General features: G+C 70.3%; 11 protein-coding genes. 8 read left to right on the top strand and 3 right to left on the bottom strand.

All coding sequences use genetic code 11. From position 1 onward, the window contains the following. Positions 1-136: 136 nt before the first annotated feature. Both DI269_RS05065 and DI269_RS05060 read left to right on the top strand, forming a co-directional pair. Positions 137-1,855, top strand: a complete 1,719-nt coding sequence (locus DI269_RS05065; protein WP_112134026.1) for an ABC transporter ATP-binding protein — start codon at positions 137-139, stop codon at positions 1,853-1,855. Further along, positions 1,852-3,723, top strand: coding sequence for an ABC transporter ATP-binding protein (locus tag DI269_RS05060; RefSeq protein WP_232822628.1), 1,872 nt, complete (start codon positions 1,852-1,854; stop codon positions 3,721-3,723). Before DI269_RS05065 ends, DI269_RS05060 begins: the two co-directional genes overlap by 4 nt. On the opposite strand, the gene DI269_RS05055 is transcribed toward DI269_RS05060, so the two are convergent. Then, complete coding sequence (locus DI269_RS05055; protein WP_112134025.1) at positions 3,720-4,520, bottom strand: class I SAM-dependent methyltransferase; 801 nt, start codon at positions 4,518-4,520, stop codon at positions 3,720-3,722. The two genes, DI269_RS05060 and DI269_RS05055, sit on opposite strands and share 4 nt — an antisense overlap. A 46-nt stretch (positions 4,521-4,566) precedes the next feature. Next, positions 4,567-6,075, bottom strand: a complete 1,509-nt coding sequence (gene miaB / locus DI269_RS05050; RefSeq protein ID WP_232822627.1) for a tRNA (N6-isopentenyl adenosine(37)-C2)-methylthiotransferase MiaB — start codon at positions 6,073-6,075, stop codon at positions 4,567-4,569. A 322-nt stretch (positions 6,076-6,397) separates the two neighbouring features. On the opposite strand from miaB, the gene DI269_RS05045 reads away from it, so the two are divergent. The 6 genes from DI269_RS05045 to DI269_RS05020 are packed head-to-tail and all read left to right on the top strand — an operon-like array spanning position 6,398 to position 13,882. Then, entirely contained in the window at positions 6,398-7,573 is a 1,176-nt protein-coding gene (locus tag DI269_RS05045; RefSeq protein ID WP_112134024.1) for an ABC transporter substrate-binding protein, read from the top strand. A 57-nt stretch (positions 7,574-7,630) separates the two neighbouring features. Then, positions 7,631-8,509: a branched-chain amino acid ABC transporter permease gene (locus DI269_RS05040; RefSeq protein ID WP_198667165.1), complete on the top strand. Its 879-nt coding sequence runs from the start codon at positions 7,631-7,633 to the stop codon at positions 8,507-8,509. Beyond that, positions 8,509-10,209: a branched-chain amino acid ABC transporter ATP-binding protein/permease gene (locus DI269_RS05035; RefSeq protein ID WP_112134023.1), complete on the top strand. Its 1,701-nt coding sequence runs from the start codon at positions 8,509-8,511 to the stop codon at positions 10,207-10,209. The genes DI269_RS05040 and DI269_RS05035 overlap by 1 nt, the downstream gene beginning before the upstream one ends. Next, on the top strand, positions 10,202-10,912 hold the full coding sequence (locus DI269_RS05030) for an ABC transporter ATP-binding protein (protein WP_112134022.1): 711 nt from the start codon (positions 10,202-10,204) through the stop codon (positions 10,910-10,912). The genes DI269_RS05035 and DI269_RS05030 overlap by 8 nt, the downstream gene beginning before the upstream one ends. Positions 10,913-10,940: 28 nt before the next feature. Then, positions 10,941-13,451 carry a sensor histidine kinase gene (locus DI269_RS05025; RefSeq protein WP_157974767.1) on the top strand — a complete coding sequence of 837 codons (2,511 nt, stop codon included), beginning with the start codon at positions 10,941-10,943 and terminating at the stop codon, positions 13,449-13,451. Between the two features lie 14 nt (positions 13,452-13,465). After that, a complete protein-coding gene (locus DI269_RS05020) occupies positions 13,466-13,882 on the top strand; it encodes a roadblock/LC7 domain-containing protein (RefSeq protein ID WP_112134020.1) in 417 nt (138 codons plus the stop codon). 91 nt (positions 13,883-13,973) lie between these two features. Here DI269_RS05020 and DI269_RS05015 read toward each other — a convergent pair whose 3' ends face one another. After that, positions 13,974-15,440 carry an AAA family ATPase gene (locus tag DI269_RS05015; RefSeq protein WP_112134019.1) on the bottom strand — a complete coding sequence of 489 codons (1,467 nt, stop codon included), beginning with the start codon at positions 15,438-15,440 and terminating at the stop codon, positions 13,974-13,976. Positions 15,441-15,668: the final 228 nt, after the last annotated feature.

Here is a 15,668-nt window from a genome sequence, read left to right as displayed (position 1 = left end):
AGGTGAAATTCGATTGCCGGATGTCACACTCCGCTCGTAACTTAAGACGGTGGGCTCAGAGCGGTTGAAAACTCCAGATACACCCGAATCAGACCTCCCCCCGGACCGTCGGTCGGCGCTGACGAACCTCTGGCGGATGAAGAAGTACCTGTACCCGTACCGGTACCGCCTCGGCGTGCTGTGGACGATGGTGCTCCTCAACATCGTGTCCGGCCTCGCGATTCCGCCGCTCGTCGGCCGCGCGATCGACGGGCCGATCCACCACGGCGACATGGCCGGCCTGTGGTCGATCGTCGCCGTCATCGCCGTCCTCGGCGCCGCCGACGCGATCCTCCAGCTGACGCGGCGCTACTTCCAGACCACCACCGCGATGGCCATCGAGGCCGACATCCGCGGCGCCCTGTACGAGCACCTCCAGGTGCTCCACACCGGGTTCCACGACCGGTGGCAGACCGGGCAGCTCCTCGCCCGCGTCACCTCCGACCTCGGCATGATCCGGCGGTTCTTCGCCGGCGGCCTGGTCTTCGCGATCACCTCCACCGGCATGATCCTCATCATCATGGGGCAGCTGCTGTTCATCGAATGGCACCTGGCCCTCATCGTCGCGGCCTCGGCCGTCCCGCTGTTCCTCATCGGCCGCAAGTTCTTCCGCGAGTACCTGCCCGCGGCGCGCTCCGAGCAGGACCAGTCCGGCGAGGTCTCCAGCGCCGCCGAGGAGTCGGCGCTCGGCATCCGCGCCATCAAGGCGCTCGGACGCGGCCCGCTCATGGCGGCCCGCTTCGAGAAGGAGGCCGAGGAGCTGCGCTCGCGCAGCATCTTCAAGAGCATGATCGCGTCCCGGTCCTGGTCGGGCTACGACGCCATCGCCACCGCCGCCGTCGGCGGGGTCCTCGTGCTCGGCGCGACCATGGTCGCCGGCGGCACGCTGTCGGTGGGCGACCTGACCGCGTTCATCATGCTCCAGCTCGCGCTCCTGTGGCCGATCGAGGCCACCGGCTGGGTCATGGCCCACGGCAACGAGGCCATGACCGCCGCCGACCGCGTCTACGAGGTCTTCGACACCGAACCGGCCATCAGGGACCGGCCGAACGCCAAGGTGATCGAGCGCGGCGACGTGCGCGGCGAACTCGTCTTCGAGGACGTGCGCTTCGCGTTCGAGGACGACTCCCGCGAGATCCTCCGCGGCGTCGACCTGCGGGTCCAGCCCGGCGAGACCGTCGCCATCGCGGGCAAGACCGGCTCGGGCAAGACCACGCTCGTGTCGCTCCCCTCGCGCCTGAACGACCCGACCGGCGGCCGGATCCTCCTGGACGGCACCGACATCCGCGACCTCAGGCTGGATAACCTCCGGTCGGTCGTCACCACCGCGTTCGAGGAGGCCACGCTCTTCTCGATGAGCGTGCGCGAGAACCTCGCCCTCGGACGCCCCGACGCCGACGAGCGCGACCTCGAAGAGGCCGTCAGGGTCGCCCAGGCCGAGTTCGTGTACGACCTGCCGTACGGGCTCGACACCCGCATCGGCGAGCAGGGCCTGTCCCTGTCCGGCGGCCAGCGCCAGCGCCTCGCGCTCGCCCGCGCCGTCGTCGTCCGCCCGGCCCTGCTCGTCCTCGACGACCCGCTGTCGGCGCTCGACGTCCACACCGAGGAGCTCGTCGAGCGGGCCCTGGCGCAGGTCCTGCGCGACACGACCGCGCTCGTCGTGGTCCACCGGCCGTCCACGGTCGCGTTGGCCGACAAGGTGGCGCTGCTCCACGAGGGCCGGATCGCGGCCTTCGGGGCGCACTCCGAGCTGATGGCCTCCAGTCCCGAGTACGTCGAGGTGCTCTCCGCTGAGTCCGAGGAGGTGGCGGCGTGACGATCACGACCGAAACTGAGATCGAAAAGCCTGACAAGCACGCGTCGTGGCGCGGGCGGGCCGAGTCGGCCGAGGCCGACCGGACCAGCGCCGAGACCGACGACGCCGAGTCGATCAAGGAGCTGCGGCTCCAGAGCCGGCGCCTCCTGGGCTGGATGATGCGCCCGCATCGAAGGGCTATTTCCTTTCTGTGCGCGATCCTGGTGGTGCAGAACTTCACCAGCATGGCCACGCCGCTGCTGGTCATGTTCGGCATCGACAACGCCATCCCGGCGATCTCCGAGCGCGGCGACTACACGCTGCTGGTCGGGATCGCGGGCGTCTTCGCCCTGGTGTCGGTCCTGAAGTACGTGTGCGTGCGGCTGTACATCGCGCAGTCGGCGAAGGTCGGCAACGCGATGCTGTTCGCGCTGCGGAACCGAGTGTTCCGCAAGTTCCAGGACCTGTCGGTGTCCTTCCACGAGCGGTTCACGTCCGGGCGCGTCACGGCCCGGCAGTCCTCCGACATGGAGTCGATCCGGGAGATGACCGAGAACGGCGTGGACGACCTGGTCCTGGCCGCGCTCAACGTCGTCACCATCACCATCGTGATGCTCGTGATCGACCCGCTGCTGGCGGCGGCGACGCTGGTGACGTTCCCGCTGATGCTGCTGCTGGGCCGCTGGTTCAGCAAGGTGTCGGCGCTGGCGTACCGCAAGGCCCGCGAGACCGTGGCGCTGCTGATCGTCTACTTCGTGGAGTCGATGGGCGGGGTCCGCGCGGTCCAGGCGTACCGGCGCGAGCCGCGCGACCGGGAGCTGTTCGCGGGGCTGAACACCGACAACCGGTTCGCGCAGGCCAAGGGCCACCAGCAGAACGCGTTCATGTCCGGCGGGATGCGCGGCATCGGGCACCTCGCGACGGTGGTCGTGCTGCTGTTCGGCGGCTGGCAGGTCATGCAGGGCAACACCGAGCTCGGCGTGCTGGCGGCGTTCCTGCTGTACATGAAGCGGTTCTTCGACCCGCTCAACGAGCTGGTGCAGTTCTACAACGTGCTCCAGTCGGCGACCTCGGCTTTGGAGAAGCTCTCGGGCGTCCTCGACGAGACCGTGGACGTGGCCGAGCCCGAAGCGCCGCAGTCGATCGCGAACCCGCGCGGCGAGCTGCGCTTCGAGGACGTGCACTTCCAGTACCGGGAGGACCAGGTGGTCCTGCCGGGCCTCGATCTGCGGATCGCGGGCGGGCAGACCCTCGCCCTGGTCGGGGCGACCGGCGCGGGGAAGACCACGATCGCGAAGCTGGTGAGCCGCTTCTACGACCCGGGTTCGGGCACGGTGCGGCTCGACGGCGTGGACCTGCGCGACCTCTCCGAGGCCGAGCTGCGCAAGAACATCGTCATGATCACCCAGGAGAACTTCCTGTTCAACGGCACGATCGCCGAGAACATCGAACTGGGGATGCCCGGCGCGAGCCGGGAGCGGATCACCGAGGCCGCCAAGGTGGTCGGGGCGCACGAGTTCATCGAGTCGCTGCCGGAGGGCTACGACACGCACGTGCGCAAGCGGGGCGGGCGCCTGTCGGCGGGCCAGCGGCAGCTGGTGGTGTTCGCGCGGGCGTTCCTGGCCGACCCGCGGGTGCTCATCCTCGACGAGGCGACGAGCTCGCTCGACATCCCGTCGGAGCGCCTGGTGCAGCGGGCGCTGCGCACGATCCTGGCCGACCGGACGGCGATCATCATCGCCCACCGGCTCTCGACGGTGGAGATCGCCGACCGGGTCCTGGTGTTGGAGCACGGCCGCATCATCGAGGACGGCCGCCCCGACGAGCTGATCGACCGCGGCGGCGAGTACGCCGTCCTCCACCGCCAGTGGGAGGACTCGCTGGTCTAGGCCGCGGTCAGGACGTAGTAGTCGATCCAGCCGTTCTCGTAGCAGCGCAGCCAGTTTCGGCCCCAGGAGTCGCGGTACTCGGTCTGGGCGACCCAGCGGTCGAACTGGCGCCACACGTGCTCGCCGATCGGTTCGGCCGCGACGTCCTTGAAGCCGGCGGCCTCCAGGTCGGCGGCGAAGGCGCCGACGGGGCGGACCACGTCGACGCCGGAGGCGACGGTCTCGATGAGGTCGGCGACCGGGGTGTCGGTGTCGTCGGGGGCGAAGAACGTCGCGGCCGCGAAGCGCCCGCCGGGTCTGAGGACCCGGCGGGCCTCGCGGGCGACGGCGGCGAGGTCGTCGACGTGCTGGAGGGCCTCGACGGAGTAGACGCCGTCGAAGGAGTCGTCCTTGAAGGGGATCTCGGTGACCGAGCCCTCGTGGAAGGACAGGCGGCCCGAGAGCCGTTCGAGGTCGTCGGCGTTCGCCTCGGCGGCGCGGGCGAGCTGGGCCGCGGAGCGGTCGAGTCCCGAGACGTAGGCGGCGAACTCGCGGGCGACGAGGGCCGTGCCGACGCCGATCCCGGAGCCGAGTTCGAGCAGTTCCACGCCCGGGGGCGTGGGCAGGCGCGAGACGACCCGCCGGTACAGCTCGGCCTGGCTGGCGGTGCGCTCCGCGAGAGTGATGTCGCGGTCGGCGGCGAGGTCGCCCCAGTACCCGTAGTTGATGAAGGACCCCGAGAAGATCGTCAGGGACCCCAGGTCCAGCTCCCCGTACATCTGGTCGCGCATGGCCTGTACGTCGATTTCCTGTTCCATCGCCCGATTCTGGCACGGGCGGGCGACGGGCGTCTCATGCGGCGCGTCAGCAGGAGCCGCAGCCGGGCGCGTCCTGCTTCGGCAAGGGCTTCTTGCCGATCGAGGGCATGCCGAGGCTGACGCCGGGGAGCTTCGTGGCCTTGCCGGAGGCCCACGCGTCGCCGGCCCGGGTGGTGCGGTGCGAGAGGACTTCACCGTCGGCGACGAGGTGGTGCGGGGCGCCGTAGGTGATCCGGGTGGTGATCACGTCGCCGGGGCGGACGCCCTCGGCGTTCCCGGTGGGGTCGGCCTGCGAAGGGGTGACGTTGAAGTGGACGAGGCGGCCGTCGCGGGCGCGGCCCGAGAGGCGCCCGGTGGCCTCGTCCTTGCGGCCGTCGCCGACGGTGACGAGGACTTCGACGACGGTGCCTTCGAGCTTGCGGTTCTCCTCCCAGGAGACGCGCTCCTGCAGGGCGACGAGGCGCTCGTAGCGCTCCTGGACGACGGCCTTGGGGATCTGGTCGTCCATGGTCGCGGCCGGGGTGCCGGGGCGGATCGAGTACTGGAACGTGAAGGCGCTGGAGAAGCGGGCCTGCTCGACCACGTCGAGGGTCGCCTGGAAGTCCTCCTCGGTCTCGCCGGGGAAGCCCACGATGATGTCGGTGGTGATGGCCGCGTCGGGCATGGCGGCGCGGACCTTGTCGATGATCTCCAGGTACTTGCCGGACCGGTAGGAGCGGCGCATCTCCTTGAGCACCTTGTCCGAGCCGGACTGGAGCGGCATGTGCAGCGAGTGGCACACGTTCGGGGTCTCGGCCATGGCGCTGATGACGTCGTCGGTGAAGTTCTTCGGGTGCGGGCTGGTGAAGCGCACGCGCTCCAGGCCCTCGATCGCCCCGCAGGCGCGCAGGAGCTTGCCGAAGGCGAGCTTGTCGCCGAACTCGACGCCGTAGGTGTTCACGTTCTGGCCCAGGAGGGTCACCTCGGTGACGCCCTCGGCGACCAGGGCGCGGACCTCGGCGAGGATCTCGCCGGGGCGGCGGTCCTTCTCCTTGCCGCGCAGCGCGGGCACGATGCAGAACGTGCAGGTGTTGTTGCAGCCCACGGAGATCGAGACCCACCCGGAGTAGGTGGACTCGCGCTTGGTCGGGAGCGTGGAGGGGAACGTCTCCAGGGATTCGAGGATCTCGACCTCGGCGGCCCGGTTGTGGCGGGCGCGCTCCAGCAGGGCCGGGAGCGAGCCGATGTTGTGGGTGCCGAAGACGGCGTCGACCCAGGGGGCGCGCTTGACGATCTCGCCGCGGTCCTTCTGCGCCAGGCAGCCGCCGACGGCGATCTGCATGTCGGGGTTCTCGCGCTTGGCGGGGGCCAGGTGGCTGAGGTTGCCGTACAGCTTGTTGTCGGCGTTCTCGCGCACGGCGCAGGTGTTGAACACGACGAGGTCGGGGGCGCCGTCGCTCGCGACCGGGACGTACCCGGCCGCTTCGAGCAGGCCCCCGATGCGCTCGGAGTCGTGCACGTTCATCTGACAGCCGTACGTCTTCACCTGGTACGTCTTCACACCGTTGACAGCCACCTCCCCAGGATAGACGCGAGGGCCGTCACACGATCAGGGCCGGGAGCGCGACGGGACGCGCACGCAGTGTGATCGCGCGACCGCCTACAGTGCACTGTCGCCCGTACACCAGTTCGCAACAATTCTGTGAATGCGCGATGTCGTCCCTTATTGACCACGGTAAAGCCCAGAAGCCGACAAAACTTATTCTTGTCCGGTCTTGTGCGTGCCCGACCGTCCTTATAAGGTGGCCTGCGTGCCGCCCTTTCCCCCACGAGACGGCGGCTTCCCCACCAAAGACCCCACCAGCCTCTCTAATCATCTTTTCCGATCAAGGAAGAACATGCGCCTCAAATCCACCACCGGCGCGGCCTTGGCCGTTGCCGCCCTGCTCGCGACCGGTGCCTGTGTCTCGGAAGACACGAATGAAGCCTCCTCCGACAGCGCCCTCTCCGGCTCGGGCGCCGGCGAGGACTGCACCATCGACGAGACCGTCAAGATCGGCGCCGTCTTCAGCCTGACCGAGGCCGCCGCATTCGCCGGCGCCTACCAGCAAGAAGGACTGGCAATGGGCTTCGAGGAGCTCAACGCCGCCGGCGGAATCACCTACGAGGTGATCCAGGAGGACGACAAGACCACCGTCGAGGACTCCGTCGCCGCATTCGAGAAGCTCATCAACCGCGACGAGGTCAGCGCCATCGTCGGCCCGACCCTCTCGAACATGGCCTTCACGACCTACACCGACGCGCAGAGCGCCGGCGTCCCCGCGCTCGGCGTCTCCACGACCGCCGAGGGCATCCCGGAGATCGGCGACTACATCTTCCGCGCCTCGCTGCCCGAAGAGGTCGCCCTCGCCGCGAGCATCCCGGCCGCCAAGGAGTCCCTGGGCCTGACCAAGGTCGCCGTCCTCTACGACAGCGCCGACGAGTTCACCGCCTCGGCCTTCAACACGATCAAGGACGTCCTCACCGAAGAGGGCATCGAGATCGTCGCCGAAGAGACCTTCGAGACCGCTGACACCGACTTCACGGCGCAGCTCACCGCCGTCCAGGACGCCGACCCCGACGCCGTCATCCTCTCGGCCCTGCCCGGCGCGACCGTCCCGCTCGTCAAGAAGGCCCGCGAGCTCGGCATCGAAGCCCCCATCGTCGGCGGCAACGCCTTCAACTCCCCCGTCCTCATCGGCCTGCTCGAAGACGCGGCCGAGGGCCTCATCGTCGGCGGCGCCTGGAGCGCGGCCTCCGACACCACCGGCAACGCCGAGTTCATCGCCAACTACACCGAGAAGTACGGCCGCGCGCCCGACCAGTTCGCCGCCCAGGCGTACACCGCCGCCTACCTGCTCGACCAGGCGATCCGCGCCGACTGCGACGCGAACCGCGAGGCCATCAAGGACAACCTCGGCCAGATCCTCGAATACGACTCCATCCTCGGCCCGATCTCGATCGACGAGAACGGCGAGGTCCACCAGGAGCCCGTCGTCCAGATCATCCGCGACGGCGTCTTCACCATCCTCTAGAACCTTCGCCGGAACCCCGGCGGACCCCCCGTCCCCCCACCTCCGTACAGGACAGACATGCTGCAACAGTTGGCGAACGGCGTGTTCGCAGGCTCGATCTACGCGCTCTTCGCGATCGGCTTCACGCTCGTCTTCGGCGTGCTCCGCCACCTGAACCTCGCCCACCCGGCGGTGTTCACGGCCGGCGCGTTCGTCGGCATCGAGGTCGCGGCGCGGACCGCAATCCCGGTGTGGATCCTGTTCCCGGTGGTGGCGCTGTTCGGGGCGCTCGCCGGGGTCCTGGTGGAGCGCATCGCGTTCCGGCCGCTGCGCGGCCGGGACGACGAGCACTTCGCCGGCCTCATCTCCTCCGTCGCCCTCGGCGGCGTCGTCATCGCGCTGCTCCAGGCCCGCTACGGCACCGAGCCGAAGAGCTTCGCGACGGACTACTTCCCCAGCCGGCTCTTCGAGTTCGCCGGCATCCGCGTCACCTCGACGCAGCTGGTAACGCTCGCTCTGGCCCTGGTGCTCATGCTCGGACTCGCCTGGCTCGTCTCGGCCACCCCGCTGGGGCGATCCATGCGGGCCGTGGCCGAGAACCCAACGGCCGCAAAGGTTCTCGGCGTCAACGTGGGCCGGGTGACCGCCGGGACGTACGCGCTCTCGTCGGCCCTCGGCACCGTCGCCGGCGCCCTGCTCGCGCTCAACCTCGGCCAGGCCGGGCGCGACCTCGGCGCCTCGATCGAACTGGTCGGCTTCGCGGTCATCATCCTCGGCGGCCTCGGCTCCCTGTGGGGCGCCATGGCCGCCGGAGTGGTCCTCGGCGTCGCCGAGGCCATGACGATCCACCTGTTCGACTCCACCTGGAAGAGCATGGTCGCCTTCGCGCTCCTGTTCGCGGTGCTCGTGATCCGGCCGCGGGGCCTCTTCGGCCACGTCAAGGTCAGGGAGGTCTGATGCTCGACGGGTACAACACCCTCATCACGGTCGCCGCCCTCGGCGCGATCCTCGCCTACTCCTTCCACGTCGTCCTCATGGCCGGGCAGCTCAGCCTCGGCCAGGCCGGCTTCGCGTCCCTCGCGGCCTACACGTCCACGCTCGTCGTCCCGACCGAGCCCATCGCCGGGTCGATCTCGCCGGTCGTCGTGGGCCTGCCGGTCGGCGCCCTCGTCGGCGCCGCCGCCGCGTTCGTCGTCGGCCTGCCGGTCCTGCGCCTGCGCGGGGTGTTCCTCGCGATCGCCACCATCGCCTTCGGCGAGATGGTCCGCGTCGTCATCAACAACGCCGAGTGGACGAACGGCGCCCTCGGCATGCGCGTCGAGAAGTGGGTGACCTTCGACTTCGCGTGGATGGTCGTCGCCGTCCTCGCGTACCTGTTCTGGCGCCTCGGGCCCTCCCGCTCGGGCCGCGCGTTCGCCGCCGTCCGCGAGGACGAGCTCGCCGCCGGGTCCATGGGCGTCGACGTCGTGCGCACCCGCATGGCCTCCTTCATCGCCTCGGGCGCCATCGCCGGCGTCTACGGGGTCATGTTCGCCTACTTCTTCGGGCGCATCACCCCCGCCACGTTCGACTTCGGCCTCACCGTGAGCGGCCTCGTCACCGCCGTCCTCGGCGGCTACCTCGTGTTCTTCGGGCCGATCCTCGGCTCCGGGTTCCTCACGGCCGTACCGGAACTCCAGAACGCGCTCGGCCTCGAAGCCGGGTGGATCCACCCGTTCGTCACCGGCGTGTTCCTGCTCCTGGTCGTCCTGTTCCTCCCCGGCGGCCTGTCGACGCTCTTCAGCCGCCTGCGCCGCGCCCCGATGAGGCCCGGACCCGACTACGCCCCCCTCGACGCGCTCGACCCGCTCCCCGACCCCGGGACGCCCATCGCGAAGGTGCGCGGCCTCGCCAAGCGCTACGGCGCCGTCGACGCCGTCCGCGGCGTCGACCTGGAGATCCGCTCCGGCGAAGTCCTCGGCGTCATCGGCCCCAACGGCGCCGGCAAGACCACCCTCGTCAACATGCTCAACGGCCTGGAGCCGCCCACCGCCGGCGAGGGCCAGATCCTCGGCGTCCCGCTCGGCTCGCGCCCCCACCGCTTCGCGCAGGCCGGCGTCAGCCGGACCTTCCAGCACTCCAAGCTGTTCGAGCGCCTCACCGTCCTCGACAACGTCCTCGTCGGGACCCACGTCGTCAGCCGCTCCACCTACCTGCGGCGGCTCCTGTGGCTCCCCTCGGCCCGCCGCGACGAGCGCCGCGCGCTCGCCCTCGCCTGGGCCCAACTGGAGCGCGTCGGCCTCGCCGACCGCGCCGGACTGCGCCCCGGCGCGCTGTCCTACGGCGACCGGCGGCGCCTCGAAATCGCCCGCGCGCTCGCCGCGCACCCGACCCTGCTCATCCTCGACGAACCCGCCGCCGGCATGAACCACGTCGAGGCGGCCGAGCTCGCCTCGCTCATCCGCGGCCTCGCCGACGACGGCGTCACCGTCCTGTTCATCGAGCACAACGTGAAGATGGTCCTCGAAGCCTGCACCCGCCTCGTCGTCCTCGACTTCGGCGAGGTCATCGCCGAAGGCGAGCCCCGCGAGGTCGCCTCCGACCCGCGGGTCGTGGAGGCGTACCTGGGCACCGAGGCCGCGCAGAACGACGAGCGCGAGGAGATCGAACATGCCTGAGCCGATCCTGGAAGTCGAGGGCCTGCGGGTCGCCTACGGCCGAGTGCAGGCCGTCCGCAACGTGTCCTTCTCGGTCCCCGAAGGCGGACTCGTGGCCCTGGTGGGCGCCAACGGCGCCGGCAAGAGCTCCGTGCTCGCCGCCGTCTCCGGGCTCGTCAAGCCCGCTGCCGGACGCGTCCGCTTCGACGGCGACGACGTCACCCGCAAGCCCGCCCACCGCCGCATCGGCGCCGGGCTCGTCCTCGTCCCCGAAGGCCGTCAGATCCTCGGGACCCTCACCGTCGCCGAGAACCTGCTCCTCGGCGCCCACCGGCGCCGCCGCGAGGCGGCCCCCGAATCGGAGATGTACGACCTGTTCCCCGTCCTGGCCGAGCGGCGGGCCCTGCCCGCCGGATCGCTGTCCGGCGGCGAGCAGCAGATGCTGGCGATCGCCCGCGCGATGATCGCCAGGCCGCGGGTCGTCCTGCTGGACGAGCCCTCGATGGGGCTGGCCCCCAAGATGGTCGACGAAGTCTTCGCGGTCATCGAGAAGATCCGCGCCTCGGGCGTGACGGTGGTGCTCGTCGAGCAGAACGCCCGCAGGGCGCTGCGGGCGGCCGACACCGGGCACGTCCTGGAGACCGGGGAGATCGCGCACAGCGGCCCCGCCTCCGAACTCCTGCAAGACCCCCGAGTCGTGAAAGCCTATCTGGGCGTCGAATAGCGCCGGCGCCCGCCGAAGGAACCCCTAGATGAACGATGAGCTAGCCGAGTCCCCGCCGTCGCGAACGAAGCGGCAGCCGCGCGGCGGTCCCTGGTCCCGCATGCGAATCCGGACCAAACTGACGATCATGCTGCTCGTCCCGGCCCTCACCCTGGCCGGAATGGTGGCGCTCCGGCTGGTCGAGTCGGCCGACGAGGCCCGCGACATCGGCGCGACCGCCGACGCGGTCGAACTCGCCCGCGACGTGAACGCGGTCATCGCCGCGATCCAGGCCGAGCGCAAGGACGCCGCGAGGCTCGTGTACCAGGAGCAGACCGGCAGCACCGACGCCGAGGCGATCGCGACGTCCTTCGCGAACCACGAGGCCGCCACCGGCGAGGCCCTCGAAGAACTCGCCGCGACCCGCCGGACCCTCGCCCTCGACGCGGAGTCGGAGGCGCTGCTCGACCGCGCCGACGCCCCGCTGGAGCGGCTGGAGACCGCGCGCGACGCGGTCTCGGGCGGCACGGTGGAAGCGGTCCACCTGACGGTGTACAACTCGATGGTCGGGCGCCTGTCGGCCGTGCTCGACCACGCGGTCGACCTCGCCGGGACCGCCGAGCTGACCCGGATCGTGCGCACCGCGAGCCTCCTGTCGACCATCGACGAGTACTCCGAGCAGATCCGCATGCTGGTGCTGTCCCTTGAGGACGGCAAGCCGCTCGCGGGCAAGCACCGGACCTTCATGCGGCTCACCGCCGCCCGCGAGGAGTCCCTGAACGAGTACCGCCGCATCGTCGCCCAGACCGACCCCGACGCCGCCGTCTTCGAAGTGGGCGGCATCGGCTCCTCCGACGCCCGCGACGCCAACGCGTTCGAGTCCACGATCGCCGGCTCGCGATCCGACGAGTCGCAGGAGGTCGAGCACTACGCGCTCATGGCCGCCTACGACGCCCGGCACACCGACACGTCGGCGCTCATCACCGAGTCGCTCGACGAGGCCACCGACGAGGCGAACGCCGTCAGCGAGGCCGCGATCCAGCGCCTGCTCATCGAGTCGGGCATCGCGATCGTCGCGCTCGCCATCGCGTTCATCATCGCGTTCACCATCGGCCGTTCCGTCACCCGCGGCCTCAGGGACCTGTCGGGCTCGGCCCGGCAGATCGCCATGGTCGACCTCCCGCAGGCCGTCAAGCGCGTCGACCAGCAGCAGGGCCTGGGCGGGCTCAGCCCGTTCGAGTACGCCGCGCGCACGACCCCGCCGATGCGGGTCCGCGGCGACGACGAGCTCAGCGAGGTCGGCGAGGCGTTCAACATCGTCCACCGCGAGGCCATCCGCGTCTCGGCGCAGCAGGCCCTCCTGCGGTACCACGTCGGCGCGATCTTCGTCCGGCTCGCCCGCCGCGGCCACTCGCTCACCGGCCGCCTCACCGCCGAACTCGATGCGGCGGAACAGAACGAGCAGGACCCCGAGCGCCTCCAGCGGCTGTTCCGCCTGGACCACTTGGCCTCGCTCATCGGGCGCGCGAACGACTCGCTGCTGGTGCTCGGCGGCTCGTCCGCCGCGAAGGTCCGCACCACCGACGCCTCGCTCGACGACGTGCTCATCGCGGCCCAGAGCCGCATCGAGTACTACACGCGCATCGAGGCCGCCGCCGACGAGGGCGCGTGGGTCAAGGCCGACTACGTCGACGACGTCGTCCAGCTGCTCGCCGAGCTGATGGACAACGCGACCCGCTACTCCGAGTCCGCCGCCGAGATCACCGCCAGGGTCCTGACCGGCAAGGTCATCATCCAGGTGCGCGACCACGGCATCGGCATCGAGCCGGACCGGATGGAGCGGTTCAACGACCGCCTCCGCCGCGACACCCCGGTGGACCTGGAGGCCATGCAGGCCATGGGGCTCACCGTGGTCGGCTTCCTCTCGGGGAGGCACGGCATCGAGGTCGAGCTGCGGCCGTCCATCGGCGGCGGCGTGGTCGCCGAGATCGCCGTCCCCGGGACGCTGCTCTCGTTCACCCCGCCTCCGCGCCGGGCGCCCGCCGCGCGCTCGGTCGAGGGCGGCCGCACCATCCCGCTGCCGCGCCCGCGCCGCAACGCCCCGCTCTTCGCCCGACCCGACGGCGGCGACCCGAACCAGGTCCCGCAGCAGCGCCAGCCCAGACACGTTGCGCCCGAACAGAAGGCGCTTCCAGCCGGCCCGAGCCAGCGAGTCTCCGCAGTGGACGACACCCGTCCGCTCCCGGTACTCTCCACCTCGACGACGGCCTTGCTCTCCGAGCTCCCGGAGATCAAGTTCGATGTCACCGTGGTCCACGCGGACCCGTCCCTGCGAGCAGGGCAGATGCTGCCCCAATCGAAACCGGCACCGGCGTTCGGCCCGAACGGCCTGCCGCGACGGGACCCGATGACCAACCTGGTCCCCGGCGCGGTCGCCCCGAGCCCGGGCCAGGAGAACATTGCCATCGAACGCAATCCCCGGAGCATCGGCGCGACGTACTCCGCGTACGCCCGCGGCCTTTCGAGTAGCAGGACCGCTGGACCCCACAATGAGAAATGACCCGGAGATCGACCATGACCACTAGCGCGCAACTGGACTTCCTTCTCAACGACTTCGTCGGCCGGGTGCCGCACGTGACGCACGTGATCGCCGTGGCGGCGGACGGTCTGCTCATCGCCTCGAACAACACCCTGCCCAGGGACGAGGCGGAGCGCCTGTCCGCCATCGCCTCCGGTCTGACGAGCCTCCTCGCCGGCGCGGCCCGGTCGCTCCAGGCCGACCCGGTCATCTCCAACCTCACGGAGATGAACGGCGGCTTCATGTTCTCGATGTCGGTGTCGAGCGGCGCGAGCATCCTCGCCCTCGCCGGCCTCAACTGCGACATCGGCCAGGTCGGCCACGAACTCGCCAACCTCATCAACCAGGTCGGCCCGGCCCTCACCCCCGCGGCCCGCCAGATGTACGCCACCCAGTACCAGCAGCAGCACTGACACTTCGTCAGGTCTGCGGTTCTGCAGATCGCACGTGCAAGAAAAGGCCGGGAACCGCTTCGCGGTTCCCGGCCCCTGGCGCTATAGGGACTCAGGCGTACATATCGTCGAGGCCGACCAGGAGGACGTCGCTCCGCTCCGCGGCCAGCCCCGCGAGGTGCCCGTTGAATCCCGCACCCGAGAGGCACATGAGGCGAGTGCCGGAAGTGTCGAACCTTTCGGACGCGGCCAGCAGGGTCCGAATGCGCTCCAACCGGTCCAGGTGGCCCCGGCCCATGGTGTCCTGCCATTTCGACTCCCCGATGGCGAGCAGTCGCGGTCGCCCCTCGTCGGAGGCGGCGATCACCGCGACGTCCACTTCGTGCGAGGTCTTGGCGGCCGGGTCGGGAACCACGCCGCTCGCCACCGTCGTCGGCAGGCCGCCGAAGAGGTCGGGGTCGGCGTGGTACATCGCCCAGTCCCGGCCGAGCTGCTCGAAGTGCGGTCCGAGGATCTTGCTGGCGAACCGGTGCCGGCTCGCCTGCCATACCCGCCGGGCCATGCCCGGCCGCTGGAGCTGGTCCCACATCGGCCGCATGATCCCGGCGTAGAAGGCGATGAGCGGCTCCGCGATGCGGTGCGCCGACCGGTTGCGGCGGAAGGCGTCGGCATCCCGCCGCAGCAGGCCGATGTCTTCGAGGACCTGGATCGGGTGGGCGATGTCGACCGCCTTGCGCTCCAGGTAGGAGGCGATCCCACTGCGGGTCGAGTTGCCGTCGGCGACCGCCGAGAGCACTGAGAGGTACAGCGCCGGGTCGCGCACGTCGGCCTCTTCGGCGAGCAGGTAGCGCCCTTCCCTGAACAGCGGCGTCTGCGGGTTGAGCACGGTCCTGACCACCCAGTCGTCGAAGTCGTCGAGGTCGCGCGGGACATCGCCTCCGAGGAACTCGTTGGGATAGGCGGGGGTGCCGCCGACGACCGCATGCGTCCGCACCGCCAGCGCAGGGTCGCCGATTCCCCAGAACTCGGCGGCCATCCGGAAGTCGAGGGGCGCGACCAGCAGTTCGAGTCCGGCGCGGCCGCGGAGCGGAGCCGACCCCGAGAGCAGGCGTCCCATGAAGGACATCGCCGAGCCGCACAGCAGCAGCCGGGTCCGGGACCCGGTCCGCTCGGGCCGCAGCGGGCCGAACGCCTGTTGGAGGATCGAGGGCAGCTCGGGGTTGGCGCGGGCGAGGTACGGGAACTCGTCGATGACCACCGGGACCGGCCGCTCGCGTCCGAGTGCGAGGAGTGCGTCGACCGCCTCGAACCAGTCGGCGAAGTGGAACGCGCTCGGCGGATTCGCGTACCTGGTGAGCGAGTCGCTGAACCGCCGCAGCGACTCGGCGTCGGCAGCCTCGGTGGCCCCGAAGTAGAAGCCTCCGGTCGCCCTGACCACCGCGTCGAGCAGGAAGGTCTTTCCCTGCCTTCGGCGTCCCGAAACCACCCCGAGCGTCGCGCCCGGCTTCGCGTTCGAAACGAACCGGTCCAGCGCCGCCCATTCGCCGTCCCGGTCGAACATCTCGCTCGGCTTCTCCACCCGGCCTCCAACTTGTAGGGGTACGGTTTATAAAACTGTACCCCTACAAATCCATGTCGGGAAGAATCGACCCGCCGGGCGGGGTCGGACAGCAGTCGGGCCTTCGATGCTCAGTGCCATGTCCGCCTTTCTCGCCCCGGAAATGGAAACAGGGAAGCTCATTCCCGCGCCGGGTTGCGGTCCGAACAGCACTCAAGCGAACCGGAGGGCCGGGCGCCGCTTCGCGGC

Origin of the sequence: Glycomyces dulcitolivorans, assembly GCF_003265355.1 — a bacterium.
GTDB lineage: Bacteria > Actinomycetota > Actinomycetes > Mycobacteriales > Micromonosporaceae > Glycomyces > Glycomyces dulcitolivorans.
The sequence above is the reverse complement of the archived record's forward strand: the minus strand, read 5'-3'. Positions and strand labels throughout refer to the sequence as shown.